Origin of the sequence: Streptomyces sp. NPDC048275, assembly GCF_040652275.1 — a bacterium.
In the GTDB taxonomy this organism is placed as follows: Bacteria; Actinomycetota; Actinomycetes; order Streptomycetales; family Streptomycetaceae; genus Streptomyces.
The window spans coordinates 14,497-38,875 of sequence record NZ_JBEZLR010000097.1; the positions used below are offsets into that span (position 1 = coordinate 14,497).

The 24,379-nt window shown below is 68.1% G+C and carries 20 protein-coding genes, 1 tRNA gene and 1 pseudogene; 12 read left to right on the forward strand and 10 right to left on the reverse strand.

All coding sequences use genetic code 11. From position 1 onward, the window contains the following. Positions 1-635: 635 nt before the first annotated feature. Positions 636-960 (reverse strand): annotated as a pseudogene (locus tag AB0D57_RS37865) (DUF317 domain-containing protein); the annotation flags it as partial. A 382-nt stretch (positions 961-1,342) separates the two neighbouring features. On the opposite strand from AB0D57_RS37865, the gene AB0D57_RS37870 reads away from it, so the two are divergent. The 3 genes from AB0D57_RS37870 to AB0D57_RS37880 are packed head-to-tail and all read left to right on the forward strand — an operon-like array spanning position 1,343 to position 4,915. Further along, a complete protein-coding gene (locus tag AB0D57_RS37870; protein WP_362084189.1) occupies positions 1,343-2,431 on the forward strand; it encodes a dsDNA nuclease domain-containing protein in 1,089 nt (362 codons plus the stop codon). Next, a complete protein-coding gene (locus AB0D57_RS37875) occupies positions 2,421-2,999 on the forward strand; it encodes a hypothetical protein (RefSeq protein ID WP_362084192.1) in 579 nt (192 codons plus the stop codon). Before AB0D57_RS37870 ends, AB0D57_RS37875 begins: the two co-directional genes overlap by 11 nt. Continuing rightward, complete coding sequence (locus AB0D57_RS37880) at positions 2,996-4,915, forward strand: hypothetical protein (protein WP_362084195.1); 1,920 nt, start codon at positions 2,996-2,998, stop codon at positions 4,913-4,915. The genes AB0D57_RS37875 and AB0D57_RS37880 overlap by 4 nt, the downstream gene beginning before the upstream one ends. Positions 4,916-5,011: 96 nt before the next feature. On the opposite strand, the gene AB0D57_RS37885 is transcribed toward AB0D57_RS37880, so the two are convergent. The 3 genes from AB0D57_RS37885 to AB0D57_RS37895 form a co-directional block, all read right to left on the reverse strand. Further along, positions 5,012-5,875: a hypothetical protein gene (locus tag AB0D57_RS37885; RefSeq protein WP_362084198.1), complete on the reverse strand. Its 864-nt coding sequence runs from the start codon at positions 5,873-5,875 to the stop codon at positions 5,012-5,014. 14 nt (positions 5,876-5,889) lie between these two features. Further along, positions 5,890-6,315 carry a hypothetical protein gene (locus AB0D57_RS37890; protein ID WP_362084201.1) on the reverse strand — a complete coding sequence of 142 codons (426 nt, stop codon included), beginning with the start codon at positions 6,313-6,315 and terminating at the stop codon, positions 5,890-5,892. A gap of 161 nt (positions 6,316-6,476) precedes the next feature. Further along, positions 6,477-7,868: a sporulation protein gene (locus tag AB0D57_RS37895; RefSeq protein WP_362084204.1), complete on the reverse strand. Its 1,392-nt coding sequence runs from the start codon at positions 7,866-7,868 to the stop codon at positions 6,477-6,479. A 321-nt stretch (positions 7,869-8,189) separates the two neighbouring features. On the opposite strand from AB0D57_RS37895, the gene AB0D57_RS37900 reads away from it, so the two are divergent. The 4 genes from AB0D57_RS37900 to AB0D57_RS37915 all read left to right on the forward strand — a co-directional run bounded on the left by AB0D57_RS37900 (position 8,190) and on the right by AB0D57_RS37915 (position 12,500). Then, a complete protein-coding gene (locus tag AB0D57_RS37900) occupies positions 8,190-9,956 on the forward strand; it encodes an asparagine synthase-related protein (RefSeq protein ID WP_362084207.1) in 1,767 nt (588 codons plus the stop codon). 140 nt (positions 9,957-10,096) lie between these two features. After that, entirely contained in the window at positions 10,097-10,426 is a 330-nt protein-coding gene (locus tag AB0D57_RS37905; protein WP_362084210.1) for an NUDIX hydrolase, read from the forward strand. A gap of 71 nt (positions 10,427-10,497) precedes the next feature. After that, positions 10,498-11,817, forward strand: a complete 1,320-nt coding sequence (locus AB0D57_RS37910) for a UDP-glucose/GDP-mannose dehydrogenase family protein (protein ID WP_362084213.1) — start codon at positions 10,498-10,500, stop codon at positions 11,815-11,817. 497 nt (positions 11,818-12,314) lie between these two features. Next, positions 12,315-12,500 carry a hypothetical protein gene (locus AB0D57_RS37915; RefSeq protein WP_362084216.1) on the forward strand — a complete coding sequence of 62 codons (186 nt, stop codon included), beginning with the start codon at positions 12,315-12,317 and terminating at the stop codon, positions 12,498-12,500. A 210-nt stretch (positions 12,501-12,710) separates the two neighbouring features. On the opposite strand, the gene AB0D57_RS37920 is transcribed toward AB0D57_RS37915, so the two are convergent. Then, positions 12,711-12,851: a hypothetical protein gene (locus tag AB0D57_RS37920; protein WP_362084219.1), complete on the reverse strand. Its 141-nt coding sequence runs from the start codon at positions 12,849-12,851 to the stop codon at positions 12,711-12,713. A 167-nt stretch (positions 12,852-13,018) separates the two neighbouring features. Here AB0D57_RS37920 and AB0D57_RS37925 point away from each other — a divergent pair, with 167 nt between their 5' ends. The 4 genes from AB0D57_RS37925 to AB0D57_RS37940 are packed head-to-tail and all read left to right on the forward strand — an operon-like array spanning position 13,019 to position 16,269. Further along, positions 13,019-14,377 carry a helix-turn-helix domain-containing protein gene (locus AB0D57_RS37925; protein WP_362084222.1) on the forward strand — a complete coding sequence of 453 codons (1,359 nt, stop codon included), beginning with the start codon at positions 13,019-13,021 and terminating at the stop codon, positions 14,375-14,377. Next, positions 14,374-15,183, forward strand: a complete 810-nt coding sequence (gene istB / locus AB0D57_RS37930) for an IS21-like element helper ATPase IstB (protein ID WP_362084225.1) — start codon at positions 14,374-14,376, stop codon at positions 15,181-15,183. The genes AB0D57_RS37925 and istB overlap by 4 nt, the downstream gene beginning before the upstream one ends. Beyond that, entirely contained in the window at positions 15,173-15,808 is a 636-nt protein-coding gene (locus AB0D57_RS37935) for a hypothetical protein (RefSeq protein ID WP_362084228.1), read from the forward strand. The genes istB and AB0D57_RS37935 overlap by 11 nt, the downstream gene beginning before the upstream one ends. Then, entirely contained in the window at positions 15,805-16,269 is a 465-nt protein-coding gene (locus AB0D57_RS37940; RefSeq protein WP_362084231.1) for an NUDIX domain-containing protein, read from the forward strand. The genes AB0D57_RS37935 and AB0D57_RS37940 overlap by 4 nt, the downstream gene beginning before the upstream one ends. A gap of 70 nt (positions 16,270-16,339) precedes the next feature. On the opposite strand, the gene AB0D57_RS37945 is transcribed toward AB0D57_RS37940, so the two are convergent. Then, positions 16,340-16,879: a GNAT family protein gene (locus AB0D57_RS37945; RefSeq protein ID WP_362084234.1), complete on the reverse strand. Its 540-nt coding sequence runs from the start codon at positions 16,877-16,879 to the stop codon at positions 16,340-16,342. Positions 16,880-17,805: 926 nt separating this feature from the next. Further along, positions 17,806-17,878 (reverse strand) — tRNA-OTHER (locus tag AB0D57_RS37950). A 186-nt stretch (positions 17,879-18,064) separates the two neighbouring features. On the opposite strand from AB0D57_RS37950, the gene AB0D57_RS37955 reads away from it, so the two are divergent. Next, complete coding sequence (locus tag AB0D57_RS37955) at positions 18,065-18,952, forward strand: DUF5655 domain-containing protein (RefSeq protein WP_362084237.1); 888 nt, start codon at positions 18,065-18,067, stop codon at positions 18,950-18,952. Between the two features lie 317 nt (positions 18,953-19,269). Here AB0D57_RS37955 and AB0D57_RS37960 read toward each other — a convergent pair whose 3' ends face one another. From AB0D57_RS37960 to AB0D57_RS37970, 3 genes are all read right to left on the reverse strand, one after another. After that, positions 19,270-21,507 carry a hypothetical protein gene (locus AB0D57_RS37960; protein WP_362084240.1) on the reverse strand — a complete coding sequence of 746 codons (2,238 nt, stop codon included), beginning with the start codon at positions 21,505-21,507 and terminating at the stop codon, positions 19,270-19,272. A 225-nt stretch (positions 21,508-21,732) separates the two neighbouring features. Then, positions 21,733-23,112, reverse strand: a complete 1,380-nt coding sequence (locus tag AB0D57_RS37965; RefSeq protein ID WP_362084243.1) for a DUF317 domain-containing protein — start codon at positions 23,110-23,112, stop codon at positions 21,733-21,735. 66 nt (positions 23,113-23,178) lie between these two features. Next, complete coding sequence (locus AB0D57_RS37970) at positions 23,179-24,285, reverse strand: DnaB-like helicase N-terminal domain-containing protein (RefSeq protein ID WP_362084246.1); 1,107 nt, start codon at positions 24,283-24,285, stop codon at positions 23,179-23,181. Positions 24,286-24,379 lie beyond the last annotated feature (94 nt).

Here is a 24,379-nt window from a genome sequence, read left to right on the forward strand (position 1 = left end):
GCTCCCGGCTCCCGGCTCCCGGCTCCCGGCTCCCGGCTCCCGGCTCCCGGCTCCCGGCTCCCGGCTCCCGGCTCCCGGCTCCCGGCTCCCGGCTCCCGGCTCAAGTATTTATTATAGCCTGCCCCATGGGGTGCGCCAATCAAGGGAAAACGAAGCTTGTGCAAGTCTCCGCCTCGATTTGTAGCGAGAGCGAGGTCGAAATTCTCCGCGACGGCGACTTGCCAAGGAATCGTCAGCATTCCCCGGCGGAGCAAGAAATCGGACACGCCTCCGTCGAGGGCGGAGGAATCTGTGCAGGAGAAGACAACCTGAATCCGCTCGTCGCCGTCGAAGACAGCAAGAAGGTCCAGGAGCCGGGTGGCAGACGTGATGTTGTGCACCACACCGAGAACCCTGCGCTGCGGCAAGACGGTCATCCAAAGCTGCGCGTCCGCTCTGAGCGGCAACGGCAGCCGGTCAGCGTCTGCCACCTGTCAACTCCTGCCTCCCATTATTCTGCCGTGACGCCTTCGCGCCGCCACCGGTCTCACCATAGTCTCGCTCCCGAAGCCCGATCCCCTGACCGGCGGTGTTCGGTGACCGATGCCCGGCCAACTTTGCGCAGTGACGCAGGGCTGGGCACCGGGCAAGCTCCGTCAGCGTGATCGGCTCGACTGCGCCGTGGTTGCTCTGAGGGGCGGTCCTGTGGTCGCGGTGGTGAGGTGCGCGGGGCGCTTCACCTTCACGGGGGTGTACGTCCGCGGCCCCGTGCCGTGGGCGCGGTTGTGCAGCAAGGTTTGGAGTACGGGGGCAGGGGTGGTGCCGGTCGCGGTGAGGTGCCGCATCCGGTCGGAGACGGGCGTCTCGTATGCGGCCACGGTCCAGGCGCTTGCGTGGGAGGGCTTTATGGATGCGCTCGATGCGGAGGGTCTGTGATTCGTGGATCGCTTGGGTGGTGTCGTCGGACCAGGTGCGTTCCCTAGTTCGCATCGAAGGGCTGTTGAGCTCCTACGACCAGCCGCCTGAGCCTGACCAGGCGCACGATTAGCCTGGGATCGCGGACACGGCGTGGGTGTACGTGGTCCAACCGTTGCGGCGTGCGCTCGGGTGCGTGCGCGTCCCCGACAGTTCCCCTGCACATGTCCATGGCTCGCGCTGGAGCCGCCGTCACTTCTCCTGCCGTGCCGCAGGTGTAGCGGCGCGGACACGGAGCGGGGTTGATGTTCTGCACGACCGTTGCTCTTCCGGGTGATGCGGTGATCTACTGCATGCTCCGAAGTGGCTTATGGGGGAACTGTGCGATCAGGCCATTTTGCCGTGTGTCGAGGGTCCAGTGCTGTGCGTCAGCGTGCACGAGGCGGCCGTGGCTCTCGCGCCTGCTGACGGCGGCCGTCGGAGCAGGCGCGGGTTCGCCTATCAGGATGCCGTCACGTTGCTGGACTGCCTGGACATGCTCGAAGGCAGGTGGACGGCGGTCTCGTGGGAGGACCTGGAGGACATCCTGTGTCATCGGGATGGCGCCCCTGTATACCGGCAGGTCAAGACGATCGAGGAAGCCGGGACGCGGCACAGCATCGCCAACGTTTGCCGACCGGAGGAGAAGAAGGCCGCAGACAGCAGCTACCTGGGCAAGCTGTTCCTGGGTAAGCCGCTGCCGGACGGTACACGCTTCACCTTCATTGTCAACGAGACGCCTCAGCGGGACCTGTATGCGTTCGTCGCGGAACGTGACCGCCCTCGCGGCCCGGTGAGTGCGGCCGCCCGCGCGGACATCGTCACGAGGCTCAGCGGGGTGCAACTGCCGGACGGCCGGGACATCGGATGGTGTGTCGACCGCCTGGACGTCCTGGTGGAGGCGCGCACCATCGACCAGGTCGAGGCGGAGGCCATGGCGCGACTGGCGCCACTGGTGGAAGCGTGCCTGGGCGAGAAACCGCTGTACGGGGAAGTCGAGGAGGTCATGGTCTGGCTGATCTCCAAGTACATAGCCCGCAGCGCCCTTGAGCTGCGACCGAGAACCTTTACCGCGGACGACTTCGGCGCGGCCCTGGACGACAGTGTGCGCAGAGCAACCGGGCGGCGGCGAGACGGTTCCACCGAACTGTTGATGAAGCTCAAGCTCAAGCTGCGGGCTGCCGAAATACCGGAGCCCGAGGCGGAAGCCCAGCACGATGCCACGCTCGCCTACCGTCGGACGTACCGCGCCAGCGTCGGCACCCGGCGCCGCGCGTACGACGATCTGGCCGATCAGATCAATGCCATCTGCACGCTCACGATGGCGAAACGACGCGCCGGACGTCTCGCCGCCGGCTCGGCGGCGTACTTCGAGACGCTCGTGGCGGTGAGCGAGCTGCCCGAGGTGACCAGTCGGCAGTTCACCCTCGCCGAGGCCCACGCAGTGCTTTCGGACATCACGGCGCGCTGTCAGAACAGGTATGCCGATGCCTCATAAGATCGGCAGCAGCGTGGTGCCCCCGCTGTATCGCGCTTGGGACCCGGATGACTCCCCTGACTTCCACGCAACACGGCTCCTGCTGCTCATCTACCTCTGCGGCGAGGAACCCGGTCCCTACATCGAGGGACGGACGAAGTTCGCCAAGCTTGATTTCTTCGTGCGCTATCCAGGATTCCTGGAGCGGGCCCACGCCGCGATGCCGGAAGCCGTCGATGCCGAAACCGCGTTTTTCGCCCCCGATCCGTCCGAGGTCGAGGCACCGATGATCCGCTACCGCTACGGTCCCTGGGACCAGCGTTACCGGCAGTTCCTCGCCTTCCTCGTCTCCAGGGACCTCGTGACCGTCACCACCCACCGGGTCGAACGAGTGAAACTCAAAGCCGTCGGCAAGAGGACCGCGCAACGCCTCACCGAGGCCCCCCAGTTCCAGCCGCTGGTCCGGCGCTGTCAGGCCATGCGAGGAAATCTGGCCGCCATGTCGGGCACCGACCTGAAGAACCTGATCTACGACCTGTTCCCCGACGAGGTCGGCAACGCGTCCTTCCGCCAGGAGATCCGGCCATGACAAAGCCCGTGACCGCCCACCCTGACCGCGGGATCAGGATCGACTCCGTCAAGCTCGTCCACAACACCGCAGAGATCGACGAGTACGCCTTCGGAACCGGCATGCTGAACATCCTCAGCGGGCCCCGCAACAGCTCCAAGACCACCACGCTGAAGGTCATCGACTACTGCTTCGGCGACCGCGGCGGGATGATCGACGCTCTCGGTGCCGCCGTCTCCGACGAGTACATCGAGGTCTCCACCGCGATCCGGCTCAACGGCCACCCCCGTATCCTGACCCGTCTCCTCCAGCACGGGCGCATGAACAAGGTGTACGTCGACGGAGACGAGCTGACCGACGCCGACTTCTCCGACTGGATCCTGCGCGAACTGGGCTGGCCCAACCTGCGCATCCCCAAGGGTCTCCACCCGGCCACAGCCAGTGAACTGACGCCCTTGTCCTTCCGGAACCTCCTGCGCCACTTCTACCGCAACGAGGAGTCCTGGACGAGCTTCGCCAACAAGGAACAGGAATTCATCCGGCGCGGCGTCGTCAGCATGCTCCTCGGCTTCGCCCGCTCCCGCTACGACACCAAGGACTTCGCCGTCGCCCAGGCCAAGCGGCGCCTGGCCGTAGCCCAGGCGGTGGAGCGGGACGTGCAGGACAGCACCTTGCAGGCCGTCACCGCCATCTCCGAACGGCTCGGCATTCCCGTCGCCCGCACCCTCGACCAGGTAGCGGCCGCACGAGACGAGGTCACTTCCCAACTCGACGGGGTTCGCCAACGACGTCACGAACTGACGCAGGAGATCAACAGCCTCCTGCAGGGAACGTCTACCACGGAGACGGCAGCCGGATACGACGCGTCCCTGACGAGCGTCTACGAAGACATATCCAAGCGGCTGCAACTCGCGGTCGACGAGGTCGTCGCGCTCGAACAACTCGGCAGCGAACACGCCTACTCCGCCCAGACGGTCACCTCCGAGGTGACCCGTATGGAACGCCTTATCGCCTCAGTGGAGATCTTCGACGCCCTCCCCGTACGGCTCTGCCCGGCGTGTGAACAACGGGTCGACCCACACCGAGATCACGACGAAGACGCCTGCTACCTGTGCTTCCAACCGGTCAACGACGACCAGCGCCGCCGACGGGCACACGTGGAGATCCGGTCGCTCAAGTCGGAACTCGCCGACCTGGACGACGTTGCCGCCCGCACCACTGCCGATCTGCAGGCGGCTCGCACCCGCCGAGCAGACCTTCAAGACGAACAGACACGGCTCGCGCACCGCATCAACGAACAACGCGCCGCGCAGCTGGCTCCCTTCATGGCCACCCTCGAAAACCTGGCCGCCCAGATCGCCCAGCTCGAACAGAAGATGACAGCCTTTCCCGCCATCGAGGAGATCCTCCAGCGCCGCACGGTAGCGAGCCAGGCCGTCACCGCTGCACAACAAGCCGTCGACGCCCTTGACCAAGAGCCTGCCGCCGTCGCCACAGCTACGCTCACCTCCGTCGAACGATGCGCCGTGTTCGCCGAGCGCATGAACGAATTTCTCCACCGTTACCGCGAACGCGGCTGGGTCAAGGGTGCCATCACCATCAACGACAGTGACCTCACCTTCTACGTCGGCACCCGCCCCTGGGATCAGGCCCTTGGGGCAGAGACGAAGGTGCTCTTCTTCCTGGCCTACAGCTATGCCACGCTCTTCCTGTCATCCGACCTCGACGAAGAAGCCGCATTCCCCGGCCTGCTGCTCCTGGACAACCCGTACCAGCAGGGCATCGGAACCCCCGTGGTCGACGACGTCCTGCGAGATCTTGCAAACGCAGCCCAGAGCACGGGCACCCAGGTCATCAGCACCCAGGCCGTTCCGGTACCACGCGACCCGGCCACCATCCGAGAGATCCACATGCCCACGGAGTACGAAGCGCCGTAGACGGACTCGCAGGGGGTGTTGGTATCCCCTGAGGGCAGGCAGACGTCGAGGCCGGCGACTCCTTCTTGGCCCGCCTGGAGTTCTTTTCTCTTTCGCTTATGTGTTCTCCTCTTCGCCGCGGCTGTAGTGGTTGATATTTACGGTTTGCGCGGTTCCGACGGAGGCGGCTCGGTGGTTCGAGGTCTGCTGGATGGCCACGGTGTCTCGCTCCCCGCCATTGCGGGGAAGCGTCCGCCTGGTTGGGGCTCCACCGGGGTGTTTGTGGAGGAGGGATCCGTTGGTGAAGTCGACGAGAGTGGGCAGTGCTTCGGGATAGGCGACGACGTATAGGGCAAGCCGGTATGACCAAGCGTCGGCTATGGAGTACTCGCTGTTCTCCAGCTCGGCCTGAGTGATGCGGGCGATATATGCGGCTTCGCCTTCGGTGTTGGCCCGGAATGGGCCTGCTGCCTCGCGGGCGAGACCACGCAGGATGCGCGCGTCTTCGGCCACCGTGGCAAGGCTCGCGCGGATCAGTTCTGGGGGGCCATGTGTGTAGAGATGAGCGACCTCGGCGCGCAGTGCTGCTGGGGTGCCGTCGATCATGCGTGCGGTCAGCGTGCCCGCTGCGCTCGTGGCGATAGCAGCGACTTCCGAAGTGATGCCTTCTCTGTACTGCTCGATCTCTCCGAAGTCTGGGACTTTGGGAATGTTCCGCGCTAGTTCCTGCAGTTCGGAGAGAGTGCTGAGCAGCCATGCCGCTTGGCGGATGGCTACCACGGTGTCGGCATTCTGGTGCCGTACCTCGTCGCGATCGTCTCCTGTGAGCCGGACATCCCCCTCGGTTTCGTCGTAGGCGAGCACGTACTCCAGCGTCCCGGCAAGGTCCGGACTGTGCTTCGCGATGAGGTCGAGGTGAGCCTGGATATCAGGCCAGGAGGCGACCTTTGTGTGGGGGCCGTATGCGGGCTCGTTGGCCACTTCTCCTGGGGGTCCTATCCGTGGTTGATGGTGAGGCCGCCTTCTACTTTGCCGATGACTGTCGCCCGGTCGTATCCGTTCTGCGTGATCGATGCGGCTTCGGGTGAAGAGGCGGCAAGGCCCTGTATTTCCGTCCGGGCTTGTGGGTAGCGCTCGGCGTAGCTGGTGAGAATCAGCCTTAGCAGGTTGGTCAGTTCGGCTTCGGCGAGAGGGATGTCTTGCTCTCCGGTCATGCGCGACACCAGCTGAGCTGTTGCGGTGTCGTAGGCGTCCAGGGCGGCGGCCTGGTCCTCGTCGGTAGCACGGTTGAGGGCCCTGCGAAGACGTCCGCGCGCACTCTGCACGCCGTCGCTGAAGCGAGTGACGCCATAGCTGATGCCGGTGGCAGCCAGGTTGGCGGCCGCTCCACTCACGATTGCGGCGGTTATGGGGTCCAGCACGAGCGTGCCCCCTCTTTGGATTGCGTGTCCAGCGGCGTCGTTTGGTGCTCGACTCGGGAGCCTAGCTGGCCTCGAAGCGGCGAGGGGCCCCTTTCTCCCGGAAGCTGCACTGGTGCGACAAGTCGCTTAGTTCGTTCGTAAAGGAGGGGTGAGCTGGCCGGTCAGGCGGCGACGCCGAGTTCCTTGCGGGTCCGGTGGACGAACTCGCGCACGGCGGGCTCGCGCCGCCAGGGGGCCAAGGCCGTGTTGAACTCGCGAACGTAGTCCTTGGCCCGGGTGGACTGGACGCGGGCGAGGATGTCGACGCTGCGGTTGCCGAGCTGGAGTCCGTGGTCGAGGTCGCGGGCCTGGAGATGGGCAGTCCCGACGATCGCGAGCCGCATGCCGACGGACCGCGTGAACACTCCGGGCGGCATGGCGGCGGCCTGCTGGTTCCAGCAGAGTGCGGCCTTGGGATTGTTCAGGTCCCGGAAGATCTCGGCGGCATCCGCGGACAGGCGGGCGTGGTGATAGAAGTCGATCCACGCGGGCTCGCCGCCGCTGTCGTCCTTCGCCTGCCCGAGCAGGTCTTCGGAGGCTTTGAGGGCCCGGGAGGCCGCCCGGGGGTCATTCTCGCGGGCATGGGCTCGGGCCTCGATCAGCTTGGTGAACGCCAGCACCCGGGGAACGGCCTGGCCCTTGGCCCGCTCGAAGGCGCCTTGAGCCATGTCGACAGCCTCGGACGCGAAGCCGCGCATGAGGGACTGCATCGCCATCGTGGTGAGCACATAACAGCCCAGTTGCACGTCGCCGCCGGCGCGGGCGAGACGGAGGGCCTGGATGAAGTGCCGCTGAGCCACCTCGTGCTCACCGACATCGAAGGCCGTCCACCCGGCAAGTCGGGACAACTCGGCGGTCACGCTGAAGAGTTCGCGGCCGATCTCGTCGGAGAAGCTGCCCTGCAGCAGCGGGCCCGCCCGGTGTTCGAGGCAGTCGGTGACGGAGTTGGCCTTCCAGTTCCCGCCCCCGTACTTGGAGTCCCACCGCCTCGCGTCGTCGGCGGCCTCTCGCAGCTCGTCGAGGTCGGCCCGGCCGACCTGCCGGCCGCCACGGTGGCCGGCGGTGTCGTCCGCGGGGGTGACGAGCCATCGGGTGACGGGAGTGGTGAAGGCGGAGGCGGCGAAGCCGGATCCGGCCAGAAAGTCGCGGCGGTTCACGGAGCTCCAGAACATCGTGGCGACGCGGACAGCGTCGGCGGGGTCTCGCGGGAAATCCAACCCCACATCCGCGTCGATTGTCTCCGCCTCGCCCATACCGATCTCGCCGAGGCCGACGGGCCGACCGAGCCTCTCACCGATGGCCTGCGCCAACAGCTTCGGGACCGGCCATTTCGGCGTCATTCCGCGACGGCACCAGTTCGCCACGGACGTGTGTGAGTAGTCCGTCTCTATCCCGGCGGCGTGGGCGAGCTGGTTGACGCGCAGAGCCAGGGACTTGTGGCTCGCGCCGCTGGCTTCGATGAGCCGGGCCAGGTCCGCATTGGGCGGACGGGTCCGGCGGGTAGTCGATGCCACGACTCTCCCTCTGCCGGTGACCGAGGACACGCACGGCTCGAACAGATTGCTGAGTCTGCAGGTCTGTACTTTGTGGAGCACGAGATCCGTACTCGACGGGGGACGAAGAGCCGTACATGTTCCGTGTGTTGGGTCACTGACGATATTCCTCGCCGCCCGCCCGCGAACCGTGTTTGCGAGTTGTGAGCCCCCCTGCGAGCCCTCCCCGTGATCTTCCTGGGCCGCTGTGATGAAGGCCCAGGCCGCCGCCGGAACCGGAACAGATCTCCTTCCGGCGGCGACCGCCGCCAAGGCACCACCACACCCGGGGGTGAACCAGATATGTGCGGAATCGCAGGACTGGCCGGAGCCGACGCCGCCCGGCACGAGCAGACCGTCCGCGCCATGGGCGTTACGCAGGCTCACCGCGGCCCGGACGGCACCATGCACACCGCCGCGATGGACGGGCGGGCGGTGCTGGCCATGAACACGCTGCTGATCGTCGACCCGCAGGCCAAGCCCGGTCCCTACCTCGACCGCGAGAGCGGGGTCCTTCTGGCCTTCAACGGTGAGATCTACAACTACCGCCAGCAGGCCGCCGCCTGGGGGATCCCGCTCGGGCACCGGGAGACGGACGCGCACTTCGTGCTCCGGGCCTGGGCCAAGATCGGCCCGTCCTGCCTCGACGGACTGGACGGCATGTTCGCCCTGGCGGTCTACGACCCGCGGGCCGGAAAGCTGTTCCTCGCGCGGGACCGGCTCGGCGAGAAGCCGCTCTACTGGCGCCTGGACGGCGGCCGGCTCGCATTCGCCTCCGAGGTCACCACCCTGACCGGCTACGGCCCCGCCCCCTTGGTGCTACGGCTGGAGGTGCTGGCGATCGAGACGCCGGTCGGCGTCGACACCCCCTTCCAGGGCATCCAGCTGCTGGCCCCTGCCACCCTGCTGTCCTTCGATGTCGCCACCGGCTCCCTCGACCAGCACGTCTACTGGAGCCTGGCTGAGCGGCAGCCCTTCGCCGGCACCTACAGCGAGGCTCTCGCGAAGTTCTCGGTCGTCCTGGCCGAGCAGGTCCCGCTGCGGGCCCCGGACTGCGACTTCGCCCTCTTACTCTCCGGCGGACTGGATTCGTCGGTGCTGGCCTACCTGCTGCGGCCCCCGGTCTGCGTCACCGTCCGCTACCCCGGCCAGGACCGGCTCGACGAGTCACTGATCGCGGCCCGGATCGCCTCTGACATCGGCGCCGAACTCGTGGTGGTCGAGCCGGACCCGGTCGACTTCACCAAGGTGCTGGTGCACATGATGTCCGCCCTGGACTACCCGATGGGCAACGCGTCCACGTTCTCCGAGTACATGGCCTACCGGAAGATCGCGGAGAGGGGCCTGAAGGTCGTGGTCGGCGGCCTGGGCCCGGACGAGTTCCTCATGGGCTACGTCCGTCACTCCCTGGTCCTGTTCGGCCCGGACGCCGTCCTGGCTGCCGGGATGGATGCCTACAAGCCGCTGGCCGCGAAGCTCCTGCACTTCGCCGGCAAGGATCTCGGACCGGACGAGGCGGTCACCCGGCTCGTCCTGCGCGGCCCCGACCCCGACAGCCGCATCCGCGACCTGATCGCCACCGCGATGGAGAAGGCCGGCGGGGACCTGGCCCGCGGGCTCACCCTCGCCGACCTGGCCACGGCCTGGCGGCCCCTGGTGATGACCAGCGACAAACTCGCCTCCGCCTACGCCCTCGAACGCCGGTCCCCCTTCCTGGCCCGGGAATTGGTCGAGCTGTCCTACCGGCTGCCCGTCGGACACAAGATCGAGCACCCGGCCGAGGGCAAGCGGATCCTGCGGGACGCCGCGAAGGCTCTCGGCCTGCCGCGGGAAGTCTGGGGCAGACGGGACAAGCTCGGCTTCGCCTCCCCGGTCCCGTCCTGGCTCAACGGAAAGCTCGCCGGCTGGGCGGACGCCCAGATCAACACCGCTCTGGCAAAGGCCCCCGCAACGATGCGGCCGCTGCTGGAGGGCGGGCTCAAGCCGGGCGGGCGGTTCGACCGCACCCGCATGCAGGCACTCATGACGGCCGCCTGGCTGTGCGACCGGACCGTGAGCGCTGCCGCATGACGATCCCTCACCTCACTACGGTGTCCGGATGCACCAGGACACCACTGCCGACAGCCCGGCCACCGCCCGCGGAGCGGTCGCGATCATCGCCAACCGCCGCGGCGAACTCCTCCTCCACCCTCCGTGACGACCTGCCCGGCGTGATCGCCTGGCCCGATCACTGGAGCGTTCTGGGCGGCGGCTGCGACCCCGGCGAGGCCCCCCGCACCACCATCGTCCGCGAGCTCGACGAAGAGGCCGGCCTGACCGACATCGCCGATCTCACCGAGCTGTTCGAGATCCGCGACGAGCACGGCTCCGGCCAGCTGATCACGTTCTTCGCGGCCACCTGGGACGGCGACGAGACCACGCTGCCCCTCGCCGAGGGCGTCAAGCTCCAGTTCCTCGCCCCCGAGGACCTCGCCCTCCGCACGATCCCGCCGTTCATCCGCGACGGGATCAACCGCTACCTCGCCGCCCGGCCCGCCTGACCACCCCGCCCTCACGGACGGGGAAGAGACGGGGCCGCCGGCGGCGGCCCCACCTCGCAAAGGAACCCGTCATGAAGCTCACCGTGATCGGCTGCGGCTACCTCGGCGCCACCCACGCGGCCTGCATGGCCGAACTCGGCCACGAAGTCCTCGGCATGGACTGCGACACGGACAAGGTCGCGGTCCTCAACTCCGGCAAGGCCCCCTTCCACGAACGCGACCTCGACGGCCTCCTCGCCCAGCACACCGCCTCGGGCCGACTGAGGTTCACCGCCTCCTACGCCGAAGCCGCCGCCTTCGCCGACCTGCACTTCATCGGGGTCGGCACCCCACAGCAGCCCGGCGAGCACGCCTACGATCTCAGCCACCTGTTCACCGCCGTCCGCCAGCTCGCACCCCGCATCACGGGCCCCGCCGTGGTCGCGGTGAAGTCGACCGTCCCGGTCGGCACCGCACCCCGCGTCCGCGACCTCCTCCACGAGTGCGCGCCCGCCGGCGACGGGATCGAGGTCGCCTGGAACCCGGAGTTCCTCCGCGAGTCGTTCGCCGTCGAGGACACCCTCCGGCCCGACCGGCTCGTCCTCGGCTTCGACGCCGAGCACTCCTGGGCCGAAGCCGTACTCCGGCAGTGCTTCGAGAAGATCATCGAGGCCGGGACGCCGACGATCGTCACCGACTGGGCCACCGCCGAACTCGCCAAGGCATCCGCGAACGCCTTCCTCGCCACGAAGATCTCCTTCATCAACGCCGTCGCCGAGGTCTGCGAAGCCTCCGGCGCCGACGTCACCACGCTCGCCGACATCCTCGGCCACGACGCACGGATCGGCCGTCGCGGCATGCGGCCCGGCCTCGGCTTCGGCGGCGGCTGCCTCCCCAAGGACATCCGCGGCTTCATGGCCCGCGCCGGTGAGCTCGGCGTCGACCAGGCCCTGACGATCCTCCGCGAGGTCGACTCGATCAACAACCGGCGTCGCGAGCGCATGGTCGACCTCGCCCGCCAGCAGCTCGACGGCAACCTCGCCGGCAAGCGCATCACCATCTGGGGCGCCGCCTTCAAGCCCGACACCGACGACATCCGCGACTCGCCCGCCCTCGCCGTCGCCCACAAACTCCACGAACTCGGTGCCACCGTTACCGTCACCGATCCCCAGGCCGTCGACAACGCCCGCAAGCAGTACCCCGAGCTCGACTACATCGACGACCCGATCGCCGCCGTCCAGGACGCCGACCTGCTCCTGCACCTGACCGAGTGGCCGCAGTTCTCCCACGTCGACCCGCACCGGCTCGCTTCCCGCGTAGCGAGCCCGAAGGTCATTGATGGCCGCGGCACCCTGAACACCGAGACCTGGCGTGCGGCCGGGTGGGCTGTCCGATCGCTGGGCCGCCCCTGACGCACGCGTTCCCACCCATAGCTGCGGATCCCCGGTCAGCGAAACCGGGGATCCGCCCCGAACCTTGGTGCACCACCCGCCCCGTTGACACCAACGGCGAACTCATCCACAACGCACCATCCTCGCAGCCTCGTTGCCCGACCGGCGGAAGCCCGAAGACCTCAGGAGCCACGCAGAGCGACCACCGATGGCAGTCCGCTGGAGGTTCTGCTCGTGATCCACGCCTGCGAGCAGTGCTCATCAGGTGCGGGAATTGCCATCGCAGCAGGCGCCAGTGCTCACGAAAGTGTGACGACTCACCTGGCTGTGCGCGGGCGCGGACCCGGCCGAGGTCGCCCAGCGGGCCAGCAACAGCGTCGAGGTTCTGCTGAGCCGGTACGCGAAGTGCCTGTACGACTGGCAGTCGATCAACAACCAGTCCGGAGGACGCCTGAGTGGGGTCGCGCTTGCGGGTGGGGGAGGCGTTGTTCCGAGTGTTGGTGCCCACACCGCGCTGCGTGATCCCCACCCTCGGCCACGACGAACTCCCGTCGGACCCCGGTCTCATGCGAGCGGTCGCCCGCGAGCACCGCATACCGGTGTTCGACCTGGGCCGACTGTCGTGCCTCGGCGTGTACCTGAACGTGCTGGAAGCAGGGACAGTCCGAGTCGGCGACTTGATCACGCTGCAAGAGGCTTCCTGACCATCCGGTGCGGCGGCATCCACGTCGGCTGATCCTCTTGCGTAGCCAGCCAGCCAGCCAGCCAGCCAGCCAGCCAGCCAGCTGGCATGGCGAGAAGCCCTGCTCGGTCGGCCTCAGGGAGGTCCTGGAGATCTCGGACTCGGCCGTGTGGAGCGGGGACTGGGGAAGCCCACTGAGGGGCAGCCGGTTCCGGCCGCCCCTCCTGGGTGACTATGCGGTGCGCTTGAGGTGGGAAAGTACGCCCATGCCTCCGCTGAAGGCAGCGGCGAAGGCACTGCCGCTCGCACCGAAGGTCGCGAGGGGGTTGCCGTGGAAGGCCATCACCACGATGACCGCGACGAGAGAAACCACAACTGATGGCGCTTCTTGGAAATCACCGGGGCCGCTCGGGTCGTTCGGCAAACCTGCTCAGTTGATCTCTCCATCCTTTGCGTGATCTTGCTCGGTGTGTCGCATTGGTGTGGGTGTGTCGCGGAGAGCCTGCGTGTGCTTGAAGGTCGTCCTGTTCGGGGGCCTGGATGCTCACGCTGGAGGAAGACGTGGACGCTCATGCTCTGCGTCGTCAGGGATGGACGATCTCGGCGATTGCCCGGCACTTGGGCCGTGACCGTCAGACGATCCGGGACTATCTGAGCGGCACGAGGGTGCCTGGTCAGCGCAGGGAGGCGCCAGACGCTTTCGTACCGTTCGTGGAGTACTGCCGCCGACGCCTGGCCGATGACCCGCATCTGTGGGCGACCACGCTGTTCGACGAGGTCCGCGAACTCGGCTATCAGGGCGGATACTCCACGTTCACCCGTGGACTGCGTCGTCACGAGGTGCGGCCGCACTGCGAGCCGTGTCACGCGACGAAGGGCCGCGATGTCGCGGTTATCGCCCATCCGCCGGGCGAGGAAATTCAGTTCGACTGGCTTGAACTGCCGACTCCGCCCGGGGAATGGGGTGTTGGCGAACATGCGCACCTACTGGTCGGGGCACTGGCGCACTCGGGCCGGTGGCGGGCGGTGCTCGCGGAGTGCGAGGACTTCCCGCATCTGGTGCAGGCGCTGGACGCGGTGGTGCGCAAGCTGGGCGGGACCGCGCGGCGGTGGAGGTTCGACCGGATGGCGACGGTCTGCTATCCCTCCAGCGGGCAGGTCACCGCCGCGTTCGCGCCGGTCGCGAAGTACTACGGGGTGGGGGTGGACATCTGTCCGCCGCGCCGCGGCAACCGCAAGGGCGTCGTGGAGAAGGCCAACCACTCCGAGGCCCAGCGGTGGTGGCGGACGGTTCCCGACGGACTCAGTGTCGAGCAGGCCCAGTCCGGGGTCGACAAACTCGCCGCCCGGATGGACGAACGCCGTCGCACGGTCGACGGAGTGAAGGTCACCGTCGCCGAACTCGCCGCTGCCGAACCACTGTTGGAGCTTCCGCTGCGGCCGTTCGCGGCGGAGCTCGCCGTCGAGCGCACGGTCACCCCGCAGGGCCTGGTGTCGTTCGAGGGCAACTTCTACTCGGTGCCGCCGGGCCTGCCGGGTGTCCGGGTGCGGGTGGTGCACCGGCTCGGCGAGGACGTCCTGAGCATTTCCACCGCTGGCCGGGCGGTGATCGCCCGGCACCGCCGGGCCCCGCGCGGAGCCGGGCAAACCGTCCGCGACGCGGGTCATGTCGTCGCGCTGGAGCGCAAAGTGCTGGAGAGCTTCTCCGACCGGGCCCCGTGCAAGTCCAAGGTCCGCCGCCCGCCCTCGGAGGCCGCCCTGGACGAGGCCGAGCGGCTGCGCGACCGGCAGGCCACCGGATCGACCGCCGAACGGGTCGTGATCGACCTGTCCCACTATGCCGCCGTGGCCGACCGGCTGCGGAGCGTTCCCGCACCGAAGGAGGAGAACAAAGAGTGAGTACGTCGCCCATGCAGATGAGCGAAGCACGCCGCTTCCAGCAGCTGCGAGGCCACCTGTCCTATCTCAAACTCAACGACGCCGCCGAGGCGCTCAACCGGGTCTGTGATCAGGCCCGCGCCGAGCGGATGTCACTGACCGCCGCACTGGAGCGGCTGCTGGAGATCGAGGTCGAGGCCACCGAGGCCCGTCGGCTGGCGGCCCGGCTGCGGTTCGCCTGCCTGCCCGAGCCCTGGACGCTGAACGACTTCGACTTCGCCGCCCAGCCCGGTGTCGACGAGAAACTCATCCGCGACCTGGCCACCCTGCGCTTCCTCGACGACGCCTCCAACGTCCTGTTCGTCGGACCGCCCGGGGTCGGCAAGACCATGCTGTCCGTCGCGCTCGGCAGGGCCGCGGTCGAGGCCGGCAACCGCGTCTACTTCACCACCGCCGCCGAACTCGCCGCACGCTGCCACAAGGCCGCCCTCGAAGGACGCTGGAAGACCTGCATGAACTTCTTCGCCGGCCCGAAACTCCTGATCATCGACGAGCTGGGGTATCTCCCGCTGCCCGAGGACGGGGCCTCGGCCCTGTTCCAGGTGATCAACCAGAGATATCTGAAATCGTCCACGATCTTGACGACGAATGTCGGGATCGCGGACTGGGCCGGGGCGTTCGGGGACGCCACCGTCGCGGCCGCGATGCTCGACCGGCTCCTGCACCGGGCGGCGGTCGCCGGCATCGACGGCCCGTCCTACCGGCTGCGCAGCCACCAGAATACGGCCGAGACTCTGCGGGCGGGAGTGAACGCGCGTGTCTCCTGACCAGACTTCCAACGCCCCAGAAGTTCCTGAGGACATGGCCCGCCGCTGCCCGGTCTGCGAGACCACGTTCGCCCTCGCCCACCACGCCAGCCGCCAGGTCTACTGTTCTCCGACCTGCCGGGCCACTGCCCGCAGGCGGACTCCCGTCCAGCGGATCTGCCCCGCCTGCCAGGGCGAGTTCACCACGGACGTCAGCCCCCGGCGCGTCTTCTGCTCGGCCGAGTGCCGACTGAAGGCCCGCACCGGCAAAGACCGTCTGGAACCACGGAGTTGTCCCGTCTGCGAGGGCTCCTTCGAGGCCCCCGCGACCGTCCGGCAGGTCTACTGCTCGCCCGCCTGCCGCCAGGACGCCGACCGGCGGCGCGGCCGGAGCCGGGACGAGGACCGGGCCCGCCGTCTCGGCGAGAAAACGCCCGCGCGGCCGGTGGCCGAAGTCCCGGCACTCCGGCCCGCCCCCCGCCAGCAGCCCGGTGTCCGGGACCCGTTGGAGCCCACCGCGACCCGCAACTGCCCGCACTGCGACCAGCCGATCACCATCGTCGCCCTGCTGGCCACCCCGGAAGCAGCCCGCCCCTCGATCAGCAGCCGCATCCCGGACATCAGCCCGCTGCGGAGGACCCCGTGAACCGGTCCGTCACCGACGACCATCTGCACGATCTCGTCTCCCGCACCCACGCCGAGGGCATCGAGGACCTGGCCGCCGCAGCACTGATCGAGCACCACGGCCTGTTCCTCCTGACCGAGCGCGTCAGCCACAACTTCGACACCGAGCCGTCGAGTTGGGAACTGCCCACCGGGCGGATCAAGCCCGGCGAGACCCTGCTGACCGGTCTTGGACGCGTCCTGAGCACTCACTTCGACCTCGGACTGGACCGAGCCACCCACTATCTCGGACACCAGGATCACCTCGGCCCGGACGGCCGTCTCACCCGCGTCTTCGTCTTCGCCGCCACCGTCACCGACCCCGACACGATCTGCGGCACCGCTCACATCGGACACCGCTGGATCGACAACATCGCGATCTCCCAGACCATCCCGGACATCAACGGACTCCTGCGGGTCTACTACGCGGACAACACCGTCTGACCGTCACCCACCCCCAGGGCCTGCCGACCTGACCGTCGGCAGGCCCTCACACGTCGTTCGTCAGACCGGATCACTCAGCCAGCGCAGCGGACCGCCATTCGTCTTCGAGAATGCTGAAGATCACGGAATCTCGCCAGCCGTCACGGATCAACGAGGTGTGACGCAGACGTCCCTCATGCGTCATGCCGAGTTTGGCCAGCACCCGGGACGAGCCAAGATTCCGCGGGTCACAGGTGGCATAGATCCGGTGGAGCCCCAACTTGCCGAAGCCACAAGAGAGAAGCTGCCGCCCGATTTCTGTCCCGATGCCCTGCCCCCAGACCTGCGGATGCACGATATACATGATCTCGCCCTGGCGCTGGATGTGATGGCGAACGTGCAGTTCACCCATGCCCACAACATCGCTCCCGAGGCGGGCGGCATAGGGGAACCGGTACTGAGGGGTGTCTGACCAGGCCTTGGCCGCGTCTTCCACGAAGTCCCGCGTCTGATCCTCTGTGTTCGGCCCCCACGGCTGATAGCGACACGCCTCCGCGAGACATGCCCACGAGTGTATGGTCGGCCAGTCCTCCAAAACGATCTTGCTCAAGGTCACCGCTTGCTGACTCATAAGGCGATCATGTTCACTCCGGCATGCCGTCTTCAAGAGCCACACTGCTCGTGCTCGGCACCTTCCTCACTTCCTTCGACACTGAACCAAGTGGAGGGAGGAGTATCGCTGACGAAATCCAAAGAGCCCCATCACAACAGCACAGAGACTGACGATCGCAACATCACGCCCGGGGTGCGTACAGGCGAGCTGCTGCGTCGAGTTGGCCGGCACTCGGTACCTCCATTGACTTGTTCGCTATCTCCGCTGGATCTGGACGCACTTCACCTGGGTCAAGTGGTCACCAGCGGTACGCAGCGGGGCTTAGGTCGCCCCGGAACAGCCGTTCGGCTGTGTCCACGTATGAAGCGACGACGAAGTCAAGGAGCCTCCTGTGAGTAGTGGGCAGGCCGACTCTAGCGATCCGTCAACTCTGCTGCAACGGCCGGTCGTTCAGCGTCTTGGGCGGAGTGAAGGGGGCCGTCCAGGCAGGCAGATCGGGCAGTCGCACTGCTGGCGCTCCTTGCTCACATCCCGGATGTCTCAGCGGCCTGCAGTCCGACCAGTGGCCCTCGAACATCAGTTGTGCGTTCGATGGCGCAAGCGGAGCAGCGGGCATTCGGGCGGAAACGGCAACGACCCACCAGACCGTTTGCGTTTCCATGTGCTCTCGGCCACATCAGGGCAGGTCACGCGCGGTTTTGCGAGTCTCGGCGCCAGGAATCCCATGGCGCCGCACAGTTTCGGCATTTGTTGGCGAACGAGGCCACCGTGCGCTCAAGCGCGTGCCCTTGACCTGCGGAAATCTGTCAATGGACGAGGTTATCCACAGGGTGTGCGGTGCTGTGTGGACCGAAACGGGCAACGGTCAAAAGACCGTGTGCGTTTTGGCATGCATGCAAAAACTCCCGACCTGTATTTCTGCAGGTCAGGAGCTTTTCCCGGAGTGCCCCCGGCAGGATTCGAACCTGCGCACACGGCTCCGGAGCACTTCCCAGGCGTTTTCGCAGGTCAACGGGCTATCTGACGAAGCGTTAGCCGTGCCGTCCTGTGCATGTCCCGCGATCTAGAAATGTCCTATTCTGACCTGCATGTCTCGATTGTAGTGTCCCGGAGATCTCCGGGGTCAGGCTGCGAAGTACCCGGAAATAAATTCGACATCCCCTGCTGTTGAGTGTCGGCCACACTGGCTGAACGGGAGGGGCGGTGCCGGACCTGAAGCTCTACAACACGAATGGCGGCGTGACTGAGGTCGCGCCGCGTCTTGCTGATGCCGAGGCCGACGTGCAGGGCATCGTCGAGGGCGACATGGAGAAATTGCTCGGGGTCCGGTTCCTGGCGAGCGAGTACAGCACGGGCCCGGTCCACGGCGGCCGGATCGACTCGCTGGGCCTCGACGAGAATGGGGCGCCGGTGGTCGTCGAGTACAAGCGGGGTGTGGACTCCGGCGTCATCAACCAGGGGCTGTTCTATCTCGGCTGGTTGATGGATCACCGGGCCGAGTTCCAGCACCTGGTCCGCGACCGGCTCGGGGTCACGACCGCGGCCCAGGTTCTGTGGAGTGCGCCCAGGCTGATCTGCGTCGCTGGCGACTTCACTCGCTACGACGTGCACGCCGTACGCGAGCACCGCCGCAGCATCGACCTGGTCCGCTACCGATTCTTCGGCAAGGACCTCCTTGGTCTTGAGACCGTGGCTTCCGTCACCGGCCGCACGCCGGCCGCGAAGCGGGTTCGCCGACGCGCGGCCGGGCTGCCGCCGGTCCGCGGGCAGGGCGAGGCGCTGGCGGAGCTGGCTGAGGCGGTCGATGACGTCCTGCTCGGCCTCGGGGACGGCGTCAGCCGGGTGCAGCGCAAGCAGTACCGGGCGTATCAGCGCCTGCGGAACTTCGCGTGCGTCTGCCCGCCGCAGAAGACCAAGCTCCTCGTCTACCTCAAGGCCGATCCGAGGGATGTGGACCTCGTGCCCGGCTTCACCCGGGACGTGACGGAGCTCGGCCACCACGGTACGGGCGACCTGGAGGTGCAGTTGCGCTCCGAGCGCGACGTGGAGCGGGCTGCGGATCTCTTCCGCGCGAGCTACGCGGCGGGGTAGCCGCCTCGTGCGGCTGCGGCGCGGATGCGTGTGGGACTGCGTGGCTGTGGATGTTGCGGTGGCGGTGCCTTCCGACGTAGGGGCAGGTAGTGGCGGTGGACCATCAATGATGCGGAAGATCGCCGGTTTGGCCAACCGGCGATCCTCGGCTATGTTGCGCCCCTTGGTCGCCGCGTTGATTGCCCGGGCGCGAGTGACCCGACCCGTCACCTGAGGCTGTGCGCAAACGTGTCCGAGATTCCCGGTCGTTGGGCCTCGGGATTCGCGAGTGTGGAGCGGCGGTGCGGGGGCGCCTGCCGTGTCCACGCCGCACGTGGTCATGCGGGGTGGCCTTGCTGGTCTGGCGGCGGAACAGGTAGTGGCCAGTACGCGATGTCTCGCTTGCCGTCCAGCGCTTCGAGTAGGACGTCCTCTGACAGCTGCAGGGCAGGGGCGCAGCGCAGGAGCTGGGAGGGTGTGACGGGAGCACCGTCGAGCCAGGCGGTGACCAGGCGTTCGGGGAGGATGGCTTCCTCGGCGAGCTGGGCGCTGATCATGCCGAGGTGACGGGTGCGGTGGCGCAGCAGGCCGGCTGTGGTGAGGTCCCGGGCGAGGTCGCGCAGGCGAGCGGGCAGCACGTCGTAGAGCCGGGGGTCCAGGGGTGGGCTGGGCTGGGCGCCTGGAAGGCGGTCCATGACGGTGTGCCCGTGGTTGGCCAGGATGTACTTGGCGCAGTCCTCAAGGAGGGCGACGGCCCACTGGCGTGCCTCGCGGTCCGTGCGGTCGGCGCTCAGGCGCCAGGTGCGCGTGTATCCCTGAAGGCAGAAGTCGTGGTCGACGAGGAGCAGCCCCGTCTTGATGGCGCTGGCGCGGGGGTTGAGCGGCCAGATGTGGAAGGGCACCACAGTGTCGGTGTCGAAGAGGCGGGTGAGGAGACGGTCCAGGCTTGCGGCCATCGCGATGGCGCAGGGCTCGTCGAAGAAGCGGTGCTGGGCCAGGCCGGTGAAGTGCTCGAATTCGTCGCGGAGCCCGTCGGGCAGCACGGTGGCCGTGTCCGCCTCGGCGGATGGGATTGGAGCTTCGGCCAGGGCTGGGGTGCTGGCGAAAAAGATGTCGGGATCCGTGTCGGCGAGGAGCGCGCGGTCCTGGTCGGTCGGGGGGCGAGGGGTGCGGGGGCGGATGTTGCCGAAGGGCGCGAACCAGGCGCGGGGGCGCAGGTCTCCGGTGCCGGCTTGCTGGCTTACCGGGTGGTCGGGGTCGGCGGCGATGCCGGCGAGGGTCTGGTCGTAGTGGAGCAGAACGTCTTCGTCCTGTAGGAAGGCTTCCCGCCAGTGGTCGAAGGTTCGGTGGCGGACGGTGAACTGGCCGCCGGTCGGCAGGCCCACGTCGTGGGCGTATCCATCGTTGTCGTCGAGGTAGTCCAGGACCGTCTGGGCCTCGGACAGGATCAGGTGGAACGCGAGTTCCTCGGCGGTGCAGGTGGGCAGCGGGGCACGTTCCGAGCGCAGGTCATCGGCGAGGTTCTGCACTGCGCGCACCATGGCCAGGCGCCAGGCGGCGGACTGGCCGTCGCACAGCGGCGGCAGCTGAAGGAGGAAGGACTCGTCCACCTCCCAGGCATCCTCCTCGTCGTCGGGGCGTGCGAAGACCCGGTCGCCGTGGGCGAGCAGGTCATGCCAGCCGCGCTCGGCCACCATCTCGGCGGCCACCGTCAGCAGCCTGGCCGCCAGCGGAGTCAGGGTGTCCGCCATCGTCCGCAGCCGGGGGCGCAGCACATCGCTGTCGGCCGCCTGCCAGGGGTCGAAGTCGTCGCCCAGCCCAAGGAGATGCGCGGCCCGCTCAGTGCTGGGCAGCCCCGATGGTGCAAGGTTCTGATCGGGAGTGTCGGCCCAGCCCGGGTGGCCTCGCTCGGCGTCCCGGGGGCGGGTGATGCCGTAGGGGGAGAACCAGTGGGCGGGGGCGTCCAAGCCGCCTTCGGGCTCCGCAACCGCGCCGGCCTCCTCAATGCCGTCTGCGGTCTTCTCGGTGGAGGCTGGCGGTTGGGCCTCGGGGATGGTGTACTTCGCGTCCTCGATGACGAACTCCCAGGCTTCCTCTTCGAAGTAGGGGGCCCGGTAGGAGGATTCGTTCGTGCCCGTGGGGACGGGCACGCCGAGCGCGGTCAGTTCCTCGTCGTCGGCGGCGCACATCCGGGGCGCTGCGTCCAGCATGTTCTTGAGGGCCCAGGTCTCAGCCTGGCAGCGCGGGAGCGGGGCGCGCCCGGCCGCGAGGTCGTCGGCCAGGTCCCAGAAGGCGCGCGCCACATCCCGGCGGAAGGTGTGGCCCTGGCCGTCGCACGTCTCGGGCAGCAGGTTCAGCACCGTGGCGGCGGCGTCCTTCTCGCTGCGGTCGAAGGGACGGTCTGCGTAGTGGGTGGCGTCGCGATAGGCGCAGACGGCCAGTATGCGGCCGGCCGCCATCAGCAGTCCGGTCTCGAACGGCGGCAGGTACTCGTCGAGATCGCCGTGGGGCAGCTCGTCGAAGAACTCGGCCTCTTCGGTGTAAGCGCCGAAGGGGCCATCTGTGGTGCCGGCCATCTCTCGCCCGTCCTGCCGTCCGCCCTGAGCTAGCACGGACAGTCTTGCAGGGCAGCGGTATGGGCCGCGCCGGTACGGCGGGAGTCCACCCGTACGGGACGGAACCCATCGGGGGCGATCACCAGCGTTCTAACTTCCCGCGTTTCCGTCAGTCGGAAGCGGTGGTTCGACGGAACCCGCTGCATAGCCTTCTGAGCTGCAGAAGCACGGGTTGCTCAAGCCCTGTCAACGGGATCGGCTGGGCTGTGCCGTGGCTGCTGTCGGAGGTGGCGCTGTGGGGGTGGTGGTGAGGTGCATGGTGGGCTTCACCTTCACGGGGGTGTGGGTCCGGGTTCCGGTGCCGTGGGCGAGGTTCTCGGCGAGGTCGGCCAGCAGCGTGGCGGATGTGTAGGGGGAGGCCGTGATGGTCCAGGTGGGGCGGTCGATGCTGGGGCCTGCCCAGAGGGTCCAGGTGGCGAGGGCGCTGTGGGGATTATTCTGGGCGGCGAAGGCGTCGAACTGGACACCTGCATCGCCTTGGAGGGTTTCCCAGCGACTCCAGCGTCCGTCCACGGTGTGCTTCCAGCCGGCGTCGGTGAGGGGGCGGGTGGCTGCGGTGACGGTTTTCTCGGTGGTGGGGCTGCCGATGGCGGTCTCCCAGGCGTCTTCTTCGGCGAGCCCGTTCAGAAGGGTCTTAAGGACGGGGGCTGGGGTGGCGCCGGTCATGGTGAGATGCCACATCCGGTCGGAGACGGGGGTTTCGTAGGCGGCGACGGTCCAGGTTGTCTCGCGGGGGTCGGCCTCGTGGACGCGTTCGATCCGCAGGGTTTGTGATTCGTGGATTGCGTGCGTGGTGTCGTCGGTCCAGGTCCTCCACTTCTCCCAGTCGTCGTGCTCGGCGAGGAATTGGTCGAGGATGGCGTCGTGGCCGCCCGGGTCAGCGGCGTAGGCGGGAACCGTTTCCGTCCGCTGGACGGGCTGTTCGGGCCTTTCGGCGGCCTGTGCGCCGAGCGTGGTGCGGGCTTCGGCGGTCTGGCGTTCAGTGTCGGTCAGGGGCGCGGGGCCGGGGAGCATGGTGTCGCTATGGAGGCATTCGAAGGTGGCGAGTGCTTGGGCGGGTGAGCCGAAGGTGTCGGCGATCTGCCGCAGGTGGTTCTCACCGTGCAGGTAGACGCTCTTGCCGCTGTCGCGGTAGGTGCCGACGGCGACGGTGGTGCCGCTGTCGTCGGCGTGGGCGTGGATGATGAGCTGGCCGTGCTGGATGTCGTCGTGGATCTTCTGGGCCTCGTTGGAGACTTCGCGGATCTCGGCGCGGGTGCACCAGGGCATGGGGTAGTTGGCCCAGGTCCATTCCTCGTTCATGGCTTCCCGGAGTCGAGGGGTGATCTCGACGGTGATCCCCTCGGCGGTCAGGTGCTTGGCTGCGTCCTCGGCCCAGTGGGGCTCCTCATGGTCGATGCGGACCAGGACCAGGACGTTCTCGGCGACGACGGTCCAGTCGGCCGTCGCCAGGCCCATGTGGGCGATGCGGGCCTGGGAGCCGGTCAGGACGGCAATGACGGCGCTGGGATGAGTGGGGTGGGTATCGAGGCGGACGTGAGCGTCGAGTGGCAGTGCGGTGGTCACGTTGCGGTGTCGTCTCCTGTGCCGGTGGCCGGGCCATGGGGTCCGGCCACCGGCGTATGCGGGGTGCTATCGGGTTGCGCGTGCGGCGCGTGCGGCCGTGGTGGTCGGCGGGCCGGCGCGGGTGGTGGGCGTGGGGCGCGGTCGCTGTGGCGGGACTGGTCCGGTGGCGTGCTGCCAGCGGGTGCGGATGGCGCCGATGTCGGCGAGGGATCTGCGGGCGCCGACAACGAGTTGGAACGGTGTGTTCGCCGGGTCGCTGGCGTACGCCTCGATGCGGCGGCTGGCGTGGTCGGCGGTGGCCAGGAAGGCGCGCTGCAGGGCGCGTTCGCCCCAGTGCTCCACGGAACCGGCTGGTTCGGCCAGTAGGCGGAGCACCTCGCCCGGTTCGCTGCCGCTCAGCAGACCGCGCTGCTGGGCTTCCCACAGGACGGTGATGGGGTCGACGAGCTCGTGGCGGCGAGCGAGGGCGGTCAGGCACTGCCACAGCCCGGCGTGCAGGGGCTGGGTGAAGTCCTCGGGGATCAGCCACCGGACGGACTTGATGTCGGCGGGGCGGGCGGTGGCGGTCGCGAGCAGCAACTGCTCCTCCTCCACCGCCTCGGCGTAATCGGGCGCGGGTGCCGTCGGCGGTGCCGGGGTGCGAGGCAGGACACCCGCGCGCGGAGGGAACCGGGCTGCGATGTCGTCCACGACCGTGGCGAGTGCGTCGGCCTCGTCGAGCACCGTCTGGACGGGGTGCGGGAGCGAGGCGTCGTGGACGGTCTGGGCGAGGTGTTCGGCGGCGCCCCGCAGACGGCGGCTGGCGTGCTCGGCCTCGACCATCCGCGCGTAGGCCGGGGCGTGGCGGGGCCAGGGGCATACCTGGATGAGGGTGTGCAGGTAGGAGGCGGTCAGTCCGCGGGCCTGCTCGCGGCCCGCGGCGAGCACCTGGTCGAGCCACTTGGTGTTCTTCGCGTGCTCGGCCGGATCGGGGGGAGGCAGGGCGCTGATCGCGGCGAAGAGGGCGGCGTGCGCGGCGGTGGAGAACGAGCCGCCAGCGATGCCGGTCACGTCGCCGAGACGGTGCGGATCAAGGAGGAGGGCGCCGAGGAGGGCCTGCTCGACGTGGAACACCGGCTGCGGCGGAGGAACGGTGTCGAGGTAGTCCTCGTCGGGTTCGGGGGTGCGGGGCATCAGGCGGCTCTACCGTCTTGATCGGGTTGATCGAGCCATTCGTAGGGTTGGGTCGCCCAGGGGTGCTGGGTGTGGCTATCAGGCGGCTGCCGTC